The 16,723-nt window shown below is 65.2% G+C and carries 13 protein-coding genes; 8 read left to right on the top strand and 5 right to left on the bottom strand.

Going from position 1 to position 16,723, the window contains the following annotated elements; all coding sequences use genetic code 11:
• Positions 1 to 44 precede the first annotated feature (44 nt).
• Positions 45 to 1,931 (bottom strand): nitrite/sulfite reductase, encoded by a 1,887-nt coding sequence (locus ACVMK0_RS05395; RefSeq protein ID WP_045535617.1) that lies wholly within the window; start codon positions 1,929 to 1,931, stop codon positions 45 to 47.
• 200 nt (positions 1,932 to 2,131) lie between these two features.
• Here ACVMK0_RS05395 and ACVMK0_RS05390 point away from each other — a divergent pair, with 200 nt between their 5' ends.
• The gene (locus ACVMK0_RS05390; protein WP_476464562.1) at positions 2,132 to 4,039 is read left to right on the top strand and encodes a PHA/PHB synthase family protein; all 1,908 of its coding nucleotides are present in this window, start codon (positions 2,132 to 2,134) and stop codon (positions 4,037 to 4,039) included.
• Here ACVMK0_RS05390 and mnmC1 read toward each other — a convergent pair.
• Both mnmC1 and ACVMK0_RS05380 read right to left on the bottom strand, forming a co-directional pair.
• Positions 4,027 to 5,277: an FAD-dependent 5-carboxymethylaminomethyl-2-thiouridine(34) oxidoreductase MnmC1 gene (mnmC1, locus tag ACVMK0_RS05385; protein WP_476464561.1), complete on the bottom strand. Its 1,251-nt coding sequence runs from the start codon at positions 5,275 to 5,277 to the stop codon at positions 4,027 to 4,029. The genes ACVMK0_RS05390 and mnmC1 overlap by 13 nt on opposite strands.
• A 57-nt stretch (positions 5,278 to 5,334) precedes the next feature.
• A complete protein-coding gene (locus tag ACVMK0_RS05380; RefSeq protein WP_045535615.1) occupies positions 5,335 to 5,610 on the bottom strand; it encodes an oxidative damage protection protein in 276 nt (91 codons plus the stop codon).
• A 230-nt stretch (positions 5,611 to 5,840) separates the two neighbouring features.
• Between ACVMK0_RS05380 and ACVMK0_RS05375 the strand changes: the two genes are divergently transcribed.
• Positions 5,841 to 6,467, top strand: coding sequence for a DUF6806 family protein (locus ACVMK0_RS05375; RefSeq protein ID WP_171820318.1), 627 nt, complete (start codon positions 5,841 to 5,843; stop codon positions 6,465 to 6,467).
• A 14-nt stretch (positions 6,468 to 6,481) separates the two neighbouring features.
• Here the strand turns inward: ACVMK0_RS05375 and ACVMK0_RS05370 are convergent, their stop codons facing one another.
• Complete coding sequence (locus ACVMK0_RS05370; protein ID WP_476464560.1) at positions 6,482 to 8,032, bottom strand: fumarate hydratase; 1,551 nt, start codon at positions 8,030 to 8,032, stop codon at positions 6,482 to 6,484.
• Positions 8,033 to 8,197: 165 nt separating this feature from the next.
• Between ACVMK0_RS05370 and acs the strand changes: the two genes are divergently transcribed.
• The 3 genes from acs to ACVMK0_RS05355 all read left to right on the top strand — a co-directional run bounded on the left by acs (position 8,198) and on the right by ACVMK0_RS05355 (position 12,539).
• On the top strand, positions 8,198 to 10,192 hold the full coding sequence (acs, locus tag ACVMK0_RS05365; RefSeq protein ID WP_476464559.1) for an acetate--CoA ligase: 1,995 nt from the start codon (positions 8,198 to 8,200) through the stop codon (positions 10,190 to 10,192).
• A 716-nt stretch (positions 10,193 to 10,908) separates the two neighbouring features.
• The gene (locus ACVMK0_RS05360; protein WP_250960799.1) at positions 10,909 to 11,214 is read left to right on the top strand and encodes an XRE family transcriptional regulator; all 306 of its coding nucleotides are present in this window, start codon (positions 10,909 to 10,911) and stop codon (positions 11,212 to 11,214) included.
• Positions 11,211 to 12,539 carry a type II toxin-antitoxin system HipA family toxin gene (locus tag ACVMK0_RS05355; RefSeq protein WP_045535610.1) on the top strand — a complete coding sequence of 443 codons (1,329 nt, stop codon included), beginning with the start codon at positions 11,211 to 11,213 and terminating at the stop codon, positions 12,537 to 12,539. The genes ACVMK0_RS05360 and ACVMK0_RS05355 overlap by 4 nt, the downstream gene beginning before the upstream one ends.
• Before the next feature lie 240 nt (positions 12,540 to 12,779).
• Here ACVMK0_RS05355 and ACVMK0_RS05350 read toward each other — a convergent pair whose 3' ends face one another.
• Positions 12,780 to 13,103, bottom strand: a complete 324-nt coding sequence (locus tag ACVMK0_RS05350) for a c-type cytochrome (RefSeq protein ID WP_045535609.1) — start codon at positions 13,101 to 13,103, stop codon at positions 12,780 to 12,782.
• A 126-nt stretch (positions 13,104 to 13,229) separates the two neighbouring features.
• Between ACVMK0_RS05350 and ACVMK0_RS05345 the strand changes: the two genes are divergently transcribed.
• From ACVMK0_RS05345 to thiC, 3 genes are all read left to right on the top strand, one after another.
• Positions 13,230 to 13,469, top strand: a complete 240-nt coding sequence (locus ACVMK0_RS05345) for a TIGR04438 family Trp-rich protein (RefSeq protein WP_045535608.1) — start codon at positions 13,230 to 13,232, stop codon at positions 13,467 to 13,469.
• A 48-nt stretch (positions 13,470 to 13,517) separates the two neighbouring features.
• A complete protein-coding gene (gene nadA, locus ACVMK0_RS05340; protein ID WP_476464558.1) occupies positions 13,518 to 14,615 on the top strand; it encodes a quinolinate synthase NadA in 1,098 nt (365 codons plus the stop codon).
• 153 nt (positions 14,616 to 14,768) lie between these two features.
• Complete coding sequence (gene thiC, locus ACVMK0_RS05335) at positions 14,769 to 16,700, top strand: phosphomethylpyrimidine synthase ThiC (protein WP_250960797.1); 1,932 nt, start codon at positions 14,769 to 14,771, stop codon at positions 16,698 to 16,700.
• Positions 16,701 to 16,723 lie beyond the last annotated feature (23 nt).

Below are 16,723 nucleotides of genomic sequence, written 5' to 3'. Positions count from 1 at the left end.
GGGCAATAGATTGAAGTCGGGGGTGCTGAGTGCGCCTAATCCGCTCAAAGCGCCACGGCGGTGCGGCGCAAAGCGGGGCTGTCCGGGTTCGGGTGGGCGGCTTGGGCGTGTGCGGCCGCGTGCTCCTGCCACCGCGCAGTGGCCACGCGCACCGCGTTGGCGGCGGCCTTGAAGGGCTCGTGCCCTAGGCGCTGCAGGGTGTGCACGAAGCGCTCGCCCGGTGCGCGCAGCTCTTGGTAGGCCTCCAGAATGGCCTCGATCGCGTCGCAGACCTCGCTGGAAGTGAAAGACGGCCCCAGCACCTTGCCGGGCGTGGGCGCGCCGCTGAGCGTGCTGCCATCCGATCCGCCCAGGCTGATCTGGTACCACTCCTGGCCGTCTTTATCCACACCCAAGATGCCGATGTGGCCGCTGTGGTGGTGGCCGCAGGAGTTGATGCAGCCGCTCAGGTGCAGGTCGATGGGCCCGAGGTCGTGCAGCTCGTCGAGGTCTTGGTAGCGCTGCAGCAGAGCTTCGGCGATGGTCAGCGAGCGCGCGTTGGCCAGGTCGCAGAAGTCGCCGCCGGGGCAGGCGATGAGGTCGGTGAGCAGCCCGATATGGGGCTGCGCCAGCCCCAGGCGCCGCGCCGCACGCCAGAGCTCGGTCAGCTCGTCGCAGCGCACCCAGGGCAGCAGCAGGTTTTGCTGGTGCGTGACGCGCACCTCGCCGGCGCTGAAGCGTTCGGCCAGCTCGGCCACGGCCTCGAGCTGGCTGGCGCTGGCATCGCCCGGGGCTTGGCCCAGGCGCTTGAAGGCGAGTGTGACGGCGCGCAGCTCGGGGTTTTGGTGCGCGTGCACGTTGCGCTGCAGCCAGCGCTCGAATTCGAGGTCGTCTTCGGTGCTCAGGCGCAGCAGGCGCGCCATGCGCTCGTCGGTGCAGGGGCGGCTGCTTGGGCGCGCAGGGGGGGCAAAACCGGCGCTGACGCGCTGCAGCTCAGCCGCGCTGATGGTGTGCGGGGCGCCGTCTTGCGCCACGATGCGGTCGTACTCGGCCTGGACTTCGTCAAAAAAGCGCTGGCCTTGGGCGCGCACCAAAATTTTGATGCGCGATTTGTACATATTATCGCGCCGGCCCCAAGCGTTGTAGATGCGCACCAGCGCTTCCATGTAGTTGAGCAGCTGGTCCCAGGGCAAAAAGTCGCAGATCGTGCTGGCGATCACCGGTGTGCGCCCCATGCCGCCGCCCACCAACACCTTGAAGCCCAGCTCGCCGGCCGCGTTGCGCCATAGTTGCAGCCCGACGTCGTGCCAGTGCAGCGCGGCCCGGTCTTCGCGCGCGCCGACGATGGCCACCTTGAACTTGCGCGGCAGAAAAGCGAACTCGGGGTGCAGCGTGCTCCACTGGCGCAAAATTTCGGCGAAGGGGCGCGGATCGGCCACTTCGTCGGGGGCAATGCCGGCCAGCGCGTCGGTGCTGATGTTGCGGATGCAGTTGCCGCTGGTCTGGATGCCGTGCATGTCCACGCTGGCCAGCAGCTCCATGACCTCGGGTGCGTGCTCGAGCGCGATCCAGTTGAACTGCACGTTTTGGCGCGTGGTGAAGTGGCCGTAGCCGGTGGGCAGGCGGCTGGCGATGGCGCGGCCGTCGCGCAGCTGCACCGCACCGAGCCGGTTTTGCGCCGCCACCGCGCCTTGGAACACGGCAGCGCCGGGTTGGTCATAGACGCGTGCGATCTGCGCCAGCGCCCGCACCTGCGTGCTGGACAGCTCGCCGTAGGGCACGGCGACGCGCAGCATGGGGGCGTGGCGCTGGATGTACCAGCCGTTTTGCAGCCGCAGCGGCCTAAAGGCTTCGTCGGACAAGGCGCCGTCGCGGTGGCGCTGCCACTGGTCGCGGAACTGGGCCGCACGCTGGCGGATGAACTGGCGGTCAAAATCGGTGTGGGCGTACATGCGGGTGGCTAAAAGCGGTAGAGTCGAGGTGGTCCCGAAAGAGCCCGACTGTAGGACTCTGCTTAATATTTGCAAACTACTGTTTATTTATTGAAGCATAGCAAAAAAGAATAAAGCTGGACTTGCTTCCCTACCCTCTGTGCTTGGCGCCATAAAAGTTGGTCACGGCGCAGTCATTTTTTTGCCTTAACTTAACAACCATGAACACCACAGACCGCAAAGAAAACGCCGCCCTACAACCTGCCAGCACCTTGGAGCGCCGCAAAAGCCGCTCGGTCTCGCCCGCCAGCCGCAGCGCCTACGACATCGACAGCCACATGATGGCGCAGATGGCGCGTTGGTCTTCGGGCATTTCGCCCATCTCGCTCACGCTCTCTTGGACCGACTGGGCGCTGCACTTGGCCTCTTCGCCGGGTTCGCAGGCGCGGTTGGCGCGCCGTGCGCTCGAGTCGGGCATGCGCTGGTCGCAGGACGCGGTGCAGGCGCTGATACCACACTTGAACGCCGCCACCCCAGCGGCGACGCCAGAGACCCCAGCGGCGACGACGCCCGAGGCCCAAGCGGCGGCCACACCCGACAGCCTGAGCGAACAGATCGAAGAAGACAGCCGCTACGCCGCTCCCGAGTGGCAAAGCTGGCCTTGGCGGCCCTTGGCCAGCGCCAACAAACTGGGCGAGCAGTGGTGGCTCGATGCCTGCAACCTGCGCGGGATGCAGGATCACTCGCGCCACCAGATGCGTTTTTACGGCAGCCAATTGTTTGATCTGCTCTCGCCCAGCAACTTTTTGCCCACCAACCCGCAGGCGCTCCAGGCAGCGTGGCAGAGCCGTGGCCAGACCTTGTTGCAGGGCGTCAACCTTGCGCTCGACGACCTGCGCCGCAGCCAAGGCATGCAGCCCCGTCATGCATCCCAGTTGGATCTGGCGCCGGGCCAGGGCTTGGCCATGACCGACGGCGAGGTGGTGCTGCGCAACGGCCTGATCGAGCTGATCCAGTACCGCCCCAGCACGACCGAGGTGCAGGCCGAGCCGGTGCTGATCATCCCCTCGTGCATCATGAAGTACTACATCTTGGACCTGTCGCCGCACAACTCGATGGTGCGCTGGCTGGTGGGCCAAGGGCACACGGTGTACATCGCTTCGTGGCGCAACCCGGATGCCAGCGATGCCTTGCTTGGCATGGACGACTACGTGAGCGAGGGCGTGCTGGCGGCGCTCGACCACGTGCATGGGCAGTGCCAAGCACCAGTGCATCTGGTGGGTTATTGTCTGGGGGGAACCTTTGCCGCCATGGCTGCAGGCGCGCTCGGTGGCGGTGACGCGGTGCTGTCGAGCCAAAACCCCGAATCGGCCGCATCACCGCTGGCTTCGCTGAGCTTGTTGGCGGCCGAAGTCGATTTCACCGACCCGGGCGAGATGGGCGTGCTGATCGACGAAGCCCAAGTGCGCCTGCTCGAAGACATGATGGCCAGCAAAGGCTTCCTGACCGGTCAGCAGATGGCGGCTTCGTTTCAGTTTCTGCATGCGCGCGACTTGGTCTGGTCCAGCAAAACCCGGCGCTGGCTGCTGGGCCAAGAAGATCTGCCCAACGACCTCATGGTCTGGAACGCCGACGTGACGCGCTTGCCGGCCCTGATGCACAGCCAGTACCTGCGCTCCTGTTACTTGAACAACGACCTCGCCGAGGGCCACTACCTCTACTTGGGGCGACCGATTTCGCTGCGCGACATCCGGGTGCCGGTGTTTGCCGTGGGCACCCTCAAAGACCACGTGGCGCCGTGGCGCTCGGTCTATAAGATTCACCGCCTGGTGTCGGCCGAGGTCACTTTTGCCCTGACCAGCGGTGGGCACAACGCGGGCATCGTTTCGGAGCCGGGGCGGCCGCGACGCCATTACCAGTTGCTGAGCAGCCCCTTGCACCAGACCTGGCGCACCCCGGATGAGTGGCTAGAGCAAGCCCCGCGCCACGAAGGCAGCTGGTGGCCGGCTTGGGATGAATGGTTTAAGGCGCAAGGTAGCGGCCAACGCGTCCCGGCGCGCGCCCCGGTGCACGACCCGGCGCTGGGCAGTGCGCCCGGGCAGTACGTGCAGGTGCGTTACGGCGATTGATGCGTTGCAGGGGCCGCGCCGCGCTCTGGCTGGCCGCCGCGCACGAAGCGTTGCGCCAGCAGCGCCTGCGCTAGGCGTGCGGGCAGCGGCCACGGTTCGCCGTGCAGCTGCGCGGCCAGCACCTCGCCGGCCAGTACCGACAGCGTCAGGCCGCGCGCGCCCAGACCCGTGAGCACATGCAGGCCAGGCCAGCGTGTGCCATCCAGCGCCCCCACGGCGGGCAGCCGGTCGGGCAGGGTGCAGCGCACCGCCGCCCAGCCTTGGGCAGTTGCAAAAGCGCTTGGCATCTGCGCGCCCAAGCGCGGCAGCAGGCGCTGCAGGCGCGCTTGATTGGCGGCGTGGTCGGCCGCGGTCACGGCTGCGGTGGTGTTGCCGCGATCAAAGGTCGAGCCCACGATCCACATTGGCGCGTCGTTGGGGCCGCTCATGCCCTGCAAAAAGCTGCCGTAACCATGCACCGGCCACGGGGGCAGGGCAGCGCGTGCGGCAGCCGGCAGGTCGCTGAGCAGCCCCCAGCTGACTTGTCCGCGCAAGGCTTGCAGGGGCAGGGTGCAACCAGTGGCCTCGGGGCCGGTATGCAAGTGTTCCAGCAGCGCCCGCACCGCAAAACCCGCCGCCAGCACCACATGCGGGGCCTGCGCCAGCGTGTGCCCGCGGGCCTCGAGCAGCGCCCAGCCTGTGCTAGTGCGCTGCAGGCGAGCCACGGCCGCGCCGCCGCGCCACACAATGCGCTCGTGCGCCAGCTGCGCGCGCACCAGTTGCGCCGGGCGCAGCCAAGCCGCACTCGGGTGCCAGAGCGCACTGGCCGGTGCATCGAGGTCGGCCAGCCCAGCGGCTTCGATTTGTCCCGGGCTGGCCTCCAAGCTCCAGTCGTCGCCGCAGCGCGGAGTTTCAGGTGTGGCCGGCGGCAGGGCGCGTTTGTGCTTCACCCGGTGCTCGAGTGCGCCGCTGGGGGCCCAGTCTTGCCCTTGGGGCAACAGCGCCGCCACGCGCTGCAAGGTGGCGCGCAGCCCGGCGCGGCTGATGCGCGACAGAAGCGCATCGTCTGGCGACACGTGGGGGGCGATCAGGCCTGCGGGCAGGCCCGAGGCGCCAGCAGCGGGGGCACTGGCGGCGTCGAGCACCTCGACACGCCAGCCGCGCTGCGCTAGGCTGTAGGCGGCGGCCGAGCCGGCCAAGCCGGCACCCAGCACCAGCGCGTGGCCGGCGCCCTCAACCGAGGCGGCGTGGGTTTGCAAGGGGCAGGCTACCAAACCGCAGCGGCCGGTGGCGGCAGCCGCCGGCAGCGGTGCGCATCATGGGCCGCTTGGCGGCACGTAGCCGGCGGCTTGGTCGGCCCCAGCACCAAAAAAATGCTGCTCCATCTGCCGCGCCAGGTATTGGCGCGCCCGCAGGTCGGCCAAGTTGAGGCGGTTTTCGTTCACCAGCATGGTTTGGTGCCGGATCCAGTCGGCCCAAGCCTGTTTGCTGACCTGCTCGTAAATGCGTTTGCCCAGCTCGCCCGGGTAGGGTGGGAAGTCGAGGCCTTCGGAATCGGTGCCGAGTTTGATGCAGTGAACCGTGCGTGCCATGGGATTGTTCGTGAGTTGGAGTGAAGCCAAGCCCGACTTTACCAAGCTTTGCGCCCGTGGCAAGCCCGCTGCCTGCATGAGCGCACAGCGGGCATGGGTGGCGCCAAGCACGCAGTCCAAACCAGCAGGCTGCACCAGCCGGAGCATGGGGATTTACAATCGGGCTTTTAGATCATGGATGGGGAAGCGCTGCGGGTTTTGCGTGCATACCCCATTCAACTGTGAGCACCATCATGAGCCAAAACGCCCCTGCGTTCGAGATCCACGTCCACGGCGACGTTCCCCTGCGCGAGGAGGTGGACTACCCACAGATTCAGGACGCGCTCAAGCCGCTGTGGAAGTATGTGGGCGCGCGCTCGCTGGTCGATGCCGCGGCCAGCCAGTACGAAGAAGAGCCCGGCATCCGCTTCGAGGCCAAAGAGCGCTTGCTGCAGATTTGCTGGACGGTCGAGGGCGACGAGGATTTTCGCCTCGCCATCGACGAAGCCTGCATGGGCCTGAATGAAATCGCCGCTGCCGGGGCCGCGCTCGAGGTCTCGTTCTACGACATCGAGTTCGACGAAGAAGAAGCCCCGGAAGACGAAGAGGCGCGCGACGATTTCGTGCTCTGCTTTGTGGGCCCCACACCGGCGGCCATCATGCAGGTGCAGCGCGACTTGCTGGTGCAAGACGTGGTCAACCTGATGGAGCGCCACTTCGACGCGTCTGAGCTCAGTGACGTGGTGGCCTCGATCGACCGCCTGTTTGGCAGCCGCTTCGACTCGCTGGTGAGCTCGATGCAGCTGGGCCGCCCGCCGCGCGGTTCGGGCCCAGCCGGCGGGCATGGCGGGCCGCGCAAGCCGCGCCATTTGCACTAAACCGATACAGCGCCTCAGCCCACCGCCAGCGCAATGCCCTTGAACTCGCCGCTGGCGATGCGCTGACGCCATTCGGCTGGGCCGCTTTCGTGCACGTTGTCGCCGCTGCTGTCCACCGCCACCGTCACCGGCATGTCCTGCACCTCGAACTCGTAGATCGCCTCCATGCCGAGGTCGGCAAAACCCACCACCTTGGCCGATTTGATCGCCTTGGCCACCAGGTAGGCGGCGCCGCCCACGGCCATCAGGTAGGCGCTGCGGTTGTCTTTGATCGCCTGCACCGCCACCGGGCCGCGCTCCGATTTGCCGATCATGGCGATCAGGCCGGTCTGCTCCAGCATCGTGCGCGTGAACGGGTCCATGCGCGAGGCGGTGGTCGGGCCGGCCGGGCCCACCACTTCATCGCGCACCGGGTCCACCGGCCCCACGTAGTAGATCACGCGGTTGCGGAAATCCACCGGCAGCGGCTCGCCCTTGGCCAGCAGGTCGGCAATGCGCTTGTGCGCGGCGTCGCGCCCGGTGAGCATCTTGCCGTTGAGCAGCAGCTTGTCGCCCGCCTTCCAGCTCGCGACCTCGGCCGGGCTCAGGGTGTCGAGCTGCACCCGCTTGGCCGTCTGCACATCTGGCGTCCAAGTCACCGCCGGCCAATCGGCCAGACGCGGTGGCTCGAGTCGGGCCGGGCCGCTGCCGTCGAGGTAAAAATGCACGTGCCGGGTGGCGGCGCAGTTGGGGATCAAGGCCACCGGCAGCGAGGCGGCGTGGGTCGGGTAATCAAGGATTTTCACGTCCAGCACCGTGGTCAGCCCGCCCAGCCCTTGGGCGCCGATGCCCAGCGCGTTGACCTTCTCGTACAGCTCCAGCCGCAGCGCCTCGGTGCGCGTCAGGGCCGCTCCGGCGCGCTGGCGCTCGAACAGCAGGTCGATGTCCACCGGGGCCATGAGCGACTCTTTGGCCAGCAGCATGGCTTTTTCGGGCGTGCCGCCGATGCCCAGACCCAAAATCCCCGGCGGGCACCAGCCCGCGCCCATGGTGGGCACGGTTTTGAGCACCCAGTCCACGATCGAATCCGATGGGTTGAGCATGGCGAACCTGGACTTGTTCTCGGAGCCGCCGCCCTTGGCGGCACAGGTCACTTCCACCTGGTCGCCGGGCACGATTTCATAGTGCACCACCGCCGGCGTGTTGTCGCGCGTGTTTTTGCGCGCCCCGGCCGGGTCGGCCAGCACCGAGGCGCGCAGCGGGTTGTCCGGGTTTAGGTAAGCGCGGCGCACGCCTTCGTTGATCATCTCGTGCAGGCTCATGGTGGCGTCGCTCCAGCGCACGTTCATGCCCACCTTGATGAACACCACGGCGATGCCGGTGTCTTGGCAGATCGGGCGGTGCCCCTCGGCGCTCAGGCGCGAGTTGCTCAAGATCTGGGCGATGGCGTCTTTGGCCGCCGCCCCTTGCTCGCGCTCCCAAGCCCGGCCGAGCGCCTGGATGTAGTCGAGCGGGTGGTAGAAGCTGATGTACTGAAAAGCGTCGGCGATCGAGTCGATCAGGTCTTGCTGGCGGATGGTGGTCATGTGGGGCTACTCGTTGAAAAAATAGGGCTAAGGCTGTAGAGTGTAAATAATGTCGGGTATTTGCGCGCCGACGGTATTCTGGTGATGATGTCGGGTGTAAGAGCCTCGTCAGAGAGCTTGCGCACAGTCATGGGTTGTCGATTTCACCCAACAGAGGAGCTTTTCATGTCCGCATCGTCGTCCGCCGTTCAGTCCACCTTGGTCGAAAACCGCGTGTTTGAGCCCAGTGCCGCCACCGTCGCCGCTGCGCGCGTGTCTGGCATGGATGCCTACCACGCCCTGTGTGCCGAAGCCGAACGCGACTACGAAGGTTTTTGGGCCCGTCTGGCCCGCGAGCAGCTGGTCTGGCACAAACCCTTCACCCAGGTGCTCGACGAGTCCAACAAGCCCTTTTACAAGTGGTTCCAAGACGGCGAGCTCAACGCCTCGGCCAACTGCCTCGACCGCCACATCGGCACCCCGACCGAGCACAAAACCGCCATCATCTTCGAGGCCGACGACGGCACCGTGACCAAAGTCACGTTTAAGGAGCTGCTGGCCAAAGTGAGCCAGTTCGCCAACGCGCTCAAGGCCATGGGGGTGCAAAAAGGCGACCGCGTGGTCATCTACATGCCCATGACGATCGAGGGCGTGGTGGCCATGCAGGCCTGCGCGCGCATCGGCGCCACCCACAGCGTGGTGTTCGGCGGCTTTTCGGCCAAGGCGCTGCAAGAGCGCATCCAAGACGCCGGCGCCGTGGCCGTGATCACCGCCAACTACCAGATGCGCGGCGGCAAAGAGCTGCCGCTCAAAGCCATCGTCGATGAAGGCTTGGCCTTGGGCGGCTGCGATTCGATCAAAAACGTGGTCGTGTTCCAGCGCACCGCCAGCGCCTGCAACATGGTGGCCGGGCGCGACGTGCTGATGCACGAAGTGATGGCGGCGCAGTCCAGCGTCTGCGCGCCCGAAATGGTGGGCGCCGAGCACCCGCTGTTCATCCTCTACACCTCGGGCTCCACCGGCAAGCCCAAGGGCGTGCAGCACAGCACCGGCGGCTACCTGCTGTGGGCCAAGCAGACCATGGACTGGACTTTCGACCTCCAGCCCAACGACGTGTTCTGGTGCACCGCCGACATCGGCTGGGTCACCGGCCACAGCTACGTCGCCTACGGGCCGCTGGCTGCGGGGGCGACGCAGATTGTGTTTGAGGGCGTGCCCACGTTCCCGCACGCCGGGCGTTTCTGGCAGACGATCGAAAAACACCGCTGCACCATCTTCTACACCGCGCCCACAGCGATCCGCTCGCTCATCAAGGCCGCCGAAACCGACGCCAAGGTGCACCCCAAAAACTGGGACCTCACCAGCCTGCGCCTTCTGGGCTCGGTGGGCGAGCCGATCAACCCCGAAGCTTGGATGTGGTACTACCGCAACATCGGCGGCGAGCGCTGCCCGGTAGTGGATACCTTCTGGCAGACCGAAACCGGTGGCCACATGATCACCCCGTTGCCGGGTGCCACGCCGCTGGTGCCGGGTTCGTGCACGCTGCCGCTGCCGGGCATCAGCACCGCCATCGTCGATGAAATGGGCAACGACGTGGCCAACGGCCAAGGCGGCATTCTGGTGGTCAAGAAGCCTTGGCCGTCGATGATTCGCACCATCTGGGGCGACCCGCAGCGCTTCAAGAAGAGCTACTTCCCCGAAGAGCTCAAGGGCTACTACTTGGCTGGCGACGGCGCCGTGCGCTCCGAAGACCGGGGCTACTTTCGCATCACCGGCCGCATCGACGACGTGCTCAACGTCTCGGGGCACCGCATGGGCACGATGGAAATCGAATCGGCCCTGGTGGGCAAGACCGACCTGGTGGCCGAAGCCGCCGTGGTGGGCCGCCCGGACGACCTGACCGGCGAGGCCATCGTGGCCTTTGTGGTGCTCAAGCGCCCGGTGCCCACCGGCGAAGAAGCCAAGGCGCTGGCCACCGAGCTGCGCAACTGGGTGGCCAAAGAGATCGGCCCGATCGCCAAACCCAAAGAGATCCGCTTTGGCGAAAACCTGCCCAAAACGCGCTCGGGCAAGATCATGCGCCGCCTGCTGCGCTCGCTGGCCAAGGGCGAGGCGGTGACCCAAGACACCTCGACGCTGGAGAACCCGCACATCTTGGAGCAACTGGCCAAGAGCAACTGATCGGGCTGGCGCGCGCCCGGACTTGGGTGCGCGCTTTTGGGGTGGGCAGATCTTGTGCGCTGCCCGAAACCCGAGGGGGCCGCAAGGCCCCAAATGCAAAAGGGGGCCACAGGGCTAGGCGTTGGCGTAAAGTGTTGATGCCTACCTCGTAGGCTCCTGGTTTGCCCTATGCGACTCCTCGTTTTATAGGGCATTTTTCTTCCGGAGATTTTTTCAGCATACGTGCGGCCTCGGGCAGTCGCCAGGTGACCAATGAGGTCTGTATGCCCGGCAAGGAACTAGGGTGGGCTCTGCATCCGAGGGGGTTCTTGCTGAAAGCCGCGGCGCCCAGGTCTTAGCTTGACCATGAAAAACGCCTCCATAGCCAGCAAGCTGCGGAGGCGTCGCCATCAAGCCCTTCCAGAACGTCAGCACTCTAAGCCAACGGCTAGCCTTGCGTTCTGGGAGCTTTTTTGTGTGCATTGAACCCTGCAACGGGCCGCAAAACATGCTTTATTTGGCATGGGTTTTTGAAGTCGCTCTCAGTCAACCGAGCAACTTTGCTTGCCTTTCTATGACATGTTTGTTATCTTATGAGTGCGCGAAGCCGCGTTGCCTAACTGGTTTTTAAGTTGAGCTTACGGTCGGAAGCAATGTGCCTGCCCTGTTGAATTTATGGCGCATGTGCTATTAAACTGGAGCCTGACCGACACTTTGAAAGATAACAAATGCAGCACTTGTCAAGCCTGTCCGACCTAGGCCAAGAAGTGGCCCGGTTGCGCCGTGACAAAGGCCTGACCCAAAAAGAGCTTGGTGCCTTGTGTGGCCTCGCTCAGTCGACGCTGGCCCGGTTCGAAAAGGGCAATGTCTCGGAATTTGGTTCCAGGAAGCTGCTTCGCCTCCTGGAAGTTCTGGGCTATGGGTTGACCGTCAGTGCGGCCAAGCCGCGGTTCACGCTCGACGACGCTCTGGCCCAGCGCCGGCTGGAGGGCTCAGAGGTGGCCCGTAGCGGCACTGCCGCCCCCGCAGAACGCCGCCCGTGAAGCTCACTGTCTTCGTGCACGACGAACCTGTGGCCACGTTGGAGTCCACAGACAACTTCGAGCACGTGCTCACCTACCACCCCGGTGTTGCCGAGGAGCAGTTCATTTCCCTGCTCATGCCCGTGCGCACCAAGTCCTACGTCTATCCGGAGCTCCATCCGCTGTTCAGGATGAACCTGCCTGAGGGCTACCTGCTCTCCGTGCTGCAGGAGCAATTGGGTCCTAACGTAGGGGCATCCCCTTTGAACCTTCTTTCGTTTGTCGGCCGCAATGCCATAGGGCGGGTCAAGCTGGCGCCGCCTGGCGCTGACCCCCGGGCCGAGCCCTTGGCGTTCGATCTGGGCGACATCCTGAGGGGCGACAACTCTGAGGCGGCCTTTGAGCGCCTGGTGCGGCGCTTTGCAGCCTCCGGTGTCTCGGGCGTGGTGCCCAAGTTCCTGGCACCCAACACCGCGGGGTTTCTGAAGGACTACAACAAAGCCACGCTGCCCACAGACAAGTACATCATCAAGGGAACCACCTCTCGCCTGCCTGGTGTGGCGCTCAACGAGCACTTTTGCATGCAGGTGGCCCATCGCGCGTTCGGCCACGCGGCCCGGACGGAGGTCTCGCAGGACGGGCAAGCCCTGGCGGTACATCGCTTTGACTATGCCGAGGACGGAATCACGCGGCTCGGCATGGAGGATTTGTGCAGCTTGCTGGCGCTGCGCCCCGAGCAAAAGTATGAGTCAACCTGGGAGAAGGTGGCCAACCGCATCAAGGATGTCACGCCGGTGCAGAACCAAGGCCAGGCCTTGTCCGACCTCGGTAATCTGCTGTTGCTCACCTATGCGCTGCGCAATGCGGACTGCCACACCAAGAATATTGCCCTGCTGTATTCAGGCCTCTCGGACGTGCGCCTGGCGCCGGTCTATGACATGCTGACCATTTCCGTCTACGACGACTACTGCGACAACCCTCCCGGGATGTCCGTAGGTGGACGCAGCACGTGGCGCCCAGGCAAGGCCTTGGAGGTCTACCTCCAGACACGCTGCAGCCTGAAGCCGGCGGAGGTCGGCCAACGGGTTGAGCGCCTCTGCGAGGCGATGGTGGATGTTTCCACAGAGGTCGTACGGGCGAGTCGGGACTACGAGTCGTTTGGACTGGTGGGCCCTCGCATGTTGAAGGCCTGGAACGAAGGCATGAACAGCCTGCGACTGAGCAAGGCATGGAGTTTTCCTTCCCTGGAGCCCGTGCTGCAGGCAGAAGGCTTCGCAGAGGTGGTACAGCCCAAGGCGCCGGCGCGCACTAAGATAGGGAAGTCCCACCTGCCCTTGATGAGCTGAGCCCGAGATAAAAAAAGGCATTGGTGGGCTCTCCATCGGAGGCCTCTCGCTGAAAACCACTACGGCCAGGTCTTGGCTTGGGCATGAAAAACCGCCTCCGTAGCCAGCAAGCTTACGGAGGCGTCGCAATCAAGCCCTTCTAGAACGTCAACACTTTAAGCCAACGACTAGGCCACAGGGCCCCCTTTTTTCGTTTGCGCCAAAACCAGCGGCTGCTGGAGGGTGCCGCGTGGCCGCAGTTCAGCGGTGGCTGAGCGACCAGGTGGCTAGGCGGCGCGCGTCGGCTTCGCTCAGGCGCGGGTTGGCTGGCATGGGCACCGGGCCCCAGACACCCGAGCCGCCGCGCTGAATCTTGGTCGTCATGCGCGCCACAGCGTCGGCTTGGCCGGCGTAGCGGGCTGAAATGTCGCGAAACGAGGGGCCGACCATGCGCCGATCGACGGCGTGACAGGCCATGCAACCGCTGGCGCGGGCGAAGGCGGCCTCGTCGGCCAGCACCGGGACGGTGACGGCAGGCAGCGTAACCAAGGTGGCGGCGGCTAGGGCGAACAAGGTGCGTTTCATGGGATGCTCCTAGGGTGGATAATTCGGGGGAAGTTGGTAGGTGCGATTTTATCCGTAACCGCAGTCTTTAAATGGTGCAATTACGTCTGGTTGCAATCGATGCCACCCAAGTTACAGGAGTTGAACATGTATCTGCTGATACTGGCGCTGCTTTTACTCGGTTTGAAACTGGCCGGGGTGGAGCCGGTGGCGCATTGGAGCTGGTGGTGGGTGTTGAGCCCCTTTGCGCTGGCGGCGCTGTGGTGGCTGTGGTCTGACTTGTCGGGCCGCACCACGCGCATGGCCATGAAGGCCGACGAGCAGCGCAAGGCAGAGCGCTTGGCCGAGGCCAAAAAGCGCCTGCAAAGCGGCGGCACCAAGGGCTAAGGGCACTGAGACGTTGCCAACGAGTGGACTGTAGGACAATCGCCGCTCATGGAACAACGCATCGCAGTCGATTTCGAACAACCCGCTTGCAGCACACGCCACGCTTGGGCGCGGGTGCCGGTCGAGCCCGCGCCAGAGGAGCGCTTGGCCCTTAAGGCGCAGATTCGGCAGTGGTTGCACGAACGCAACGCCGTTATGGTGTCGCACTACTACGTGCACCCCGACTTGCAGGATTTGGCCGAGGAAACCGGCGGCTTGGTGAGCGACAGCCTCGAGATGGCGCGCTTTGGCCGCGACCATGCGGCCCAGACCTTGGTGGTGAGCGGCGTGCGCTTCATGGGCGAGACCGCCAAGCTGCTGTCGCCCGAAAAAACCGTGCTCATGCCGGACCTCGATGCCACCTGTTCGCTCGACCTGGGTTGTCCGATCGACGAGTTTGCCGCCTTTTGCGACCAGCACCCCGAGCGCACGGTGGTGGTCTATGCCAACACCAGCGCAGCGGTGAAGGCGCGTGCCGACTGGCTGGTGACCTCGAGCTGCGCGCTCGACATCGTGCGCGCGCTCAAGGACCGCGGGCACAAAATCCTCTGGGCCCCAGACAAGCACTTGGGGACCTACATCGAGCGCGAAACCGGCGCCGACATGCTGATGTGGAAGGGCTCGTGCATCGTGCACGACGAGTTCAAGGCCACCGAGCTGCAAGCGCTGATGCGCGAGCACCCGCAGGCCAAGGTGCTGGTGCACCCCGAGAGCCCGGCCGACGTGGTGGCGCTGGCCCATGCAGTGGGTTCGACCAGCGCCATTTTGCGCGCCGCGCAGCAGTTCGAGGCCAGCGAGTTCATCGTGGCGACCGACAAAGGCATGCTGCATAAGCTGCGCACCCTCAACCCCGGCAAAACCTTCATCGAAGCGCCCACCGCCGGCGACAGCGCCACCTGCAAGAGCTGCGCCCACTGCCCTTGGATGGCCATGAACAGCCTGGCCGGGGTGGCGCAGGCGCTGCAAAGCGGCAGTGGCGCCATCGAGGTGCCGGCTGCGCTGATCGAGCGCGCGCGCCTGCCGATCGAACGCATGCTGGCCTTCACCGCGGCACAAAAGGCCGGCCACGACGCCGGGGCGCTGGTGCCGCACTTGGGCGCCGCCTGAGCGGGAGCAGCCTGACTGGCAGCAGGGGGAGTGGTGGCAGGGGTTTGACCCTGTGCAGCAAATGGCCCTCGATTGCAGCGGTCGCTCCCAGACTTCGATAATAGCGTTCTACCCAGCGTTTGCACATTTTTCTAGAACACCCATCCCCTACCCATGAACGCACCTGCCGAACCCTTTCTTGCCAGCGCCGCCCAAGTGGACCAAGCGGCCATCGCGCCGCTGCCCAATTCGCGCCGCATCTACGTGGCCGGCTCGCGCCCCGATGTGCAGGTGCCCATGCGCGCCATCAGCCAGTCTGACACCCCGGCCTCGTTTGGGGCCGAGGCCAACCCGCCGGTCTTTGTTTACGATTGCTCTGGCCCCTACGGCGACCCGGCGGCAGCGATCGACATCCGCAGTGGCCTGCCGGCGCTGCGCCAGCGCTGGATCGAAGAGCGCGCCGACACAGAGGTGCTGAGTGGCCTGAGCAGCGCCTTTGGGCGCGAACGCGCCGCCGACCATAAGCTCGATGCGCTGCGCTTTCCGGGCTTGCAGCGCCAGCCGCGGCGCGCGCGCGCCGGCGCCAACGTGTCGCAGATGCACTACGCCCGGCGCGGCCTGATCACGCCCGAGATGGAGTTTGTCGCCATCCGCGAAAACCTGAATCGCCAGCAGTACATCGACAGCCTGCGCCGCAGCGGCCCCAAGGGCCAGCGCATGGCCGACATGATGCTGCGCCAGCACCCGGGGCAGGCCTTTGGCGCCAGCCTGCCGGCGGAAATCACGCCCGAGTTCGTGCGCAGCGAAGTCGCGCGCGGGCGCGCCATCATCCCGGCCAACATCAACCACCCCGAGAGCGAGCCGATGGTCATCGGGCGCAACTTTTTGGTCAAGATCAACGCCAACATCGGCAACTCGGCGCTGGGCTCGTCGATCAGCGAGGAAGTGGACAAAATGACCTGGGCCATCCGCTGGGGCGGCGACACGGTGATGGACCTGTCCACCGGAAAAAACATCCACGAAACGCGCGAGTGGATCGTGCGCAACAGCCCGGTGCCCATCGGCACCGTGCCGATCTACCAGGCGCTGGAAAAAGTGGGTGGCAAGGCCGAGGAACTGAGCTGGGAGATTTTCCGCGACACCCTGATCGAGCAGGCCGAGCAAGGCGTCGATTACTTCACCATTCACGCCGGGGTGCTGCTGCGCTACGTGCCCCTGACCGCCGAGCGCCTGACCGGCATCGTCAGCCGCGGCGGCTCGATCATGGCCAAGTGGTGCCTGGCGCACCACCGCGAGAGCTTCCTCTACACCCACTTCGAGGACATCTGCGACATCATGAAGGCCTACGACGTGGCCTTTAGCCTAGGCGACGGCCTGCGCCCGGGCAGCATCTACGACGCCAACGACGCCGCGCAGCTGAGTGAGTTGCGTACCCTAGGCGAGCTCACGCAAGTGGCATGGCAGCACGATGTGCAGGTGATGATCGAGGGGCCGGGCCATGTGCCGATGCAGCTCATCAAAGAAAACATGGACTTGCAGCTCGAGCAGTGCGCCGAGGCGCCCTTTTACACGCTCGGGCCGCTGACCACCGACATCGCGCCCGGATACGACCACATCACCAGCGGCATCGGCGCGGCCACCATCGGCTGGTACGGCACGGCCATGCTGTGCTACGTCACGCCCAAAGAGCACCTGGGGCTGCCCAACAAGCAGGACGTGAAAGAGGGCATCATCACCTACAAGCTCGCGGCCCACGCCGCCGACTTGGCCAAGGGGCACCCGGGGGCGCAGATCCGCGACAACGCTCTGAGCAAGGCGCGCTTCGAGTTTCGCTGGGCGGACCAGTTCAATCTCGGGCTGGATCCGGACAAAGCGCGCGAATTCCACGACGAAACCCTGCCCAAGGATTCGGCCAAGGTGGCGCATTTTTGTTCGATGTGCGGGCCGCATTTTTGCAGCATGAAGATCACCCAAGAGGTGCGCGACTACGCCGCCGCCCAAGGGGTGGCCGAAGGGCAGGCGCTCGAGCACGGGTTGCAGCAGCAGTCGCAGGCTTTCAGGCAGGCCGGGGGCGAGGTTTATATCCCGTTGCAGCGGGTGGACTAAAGAGGCTGGGCTCAACCGCCTAG

This window comes from Serpentinimonas sp. SSL01, from assembly GCF_056323735.1.
Note: the sequence above shows the minus strand (reverse complement) of the source record. Positions and strands in the feature narration are given on the sequence as shown.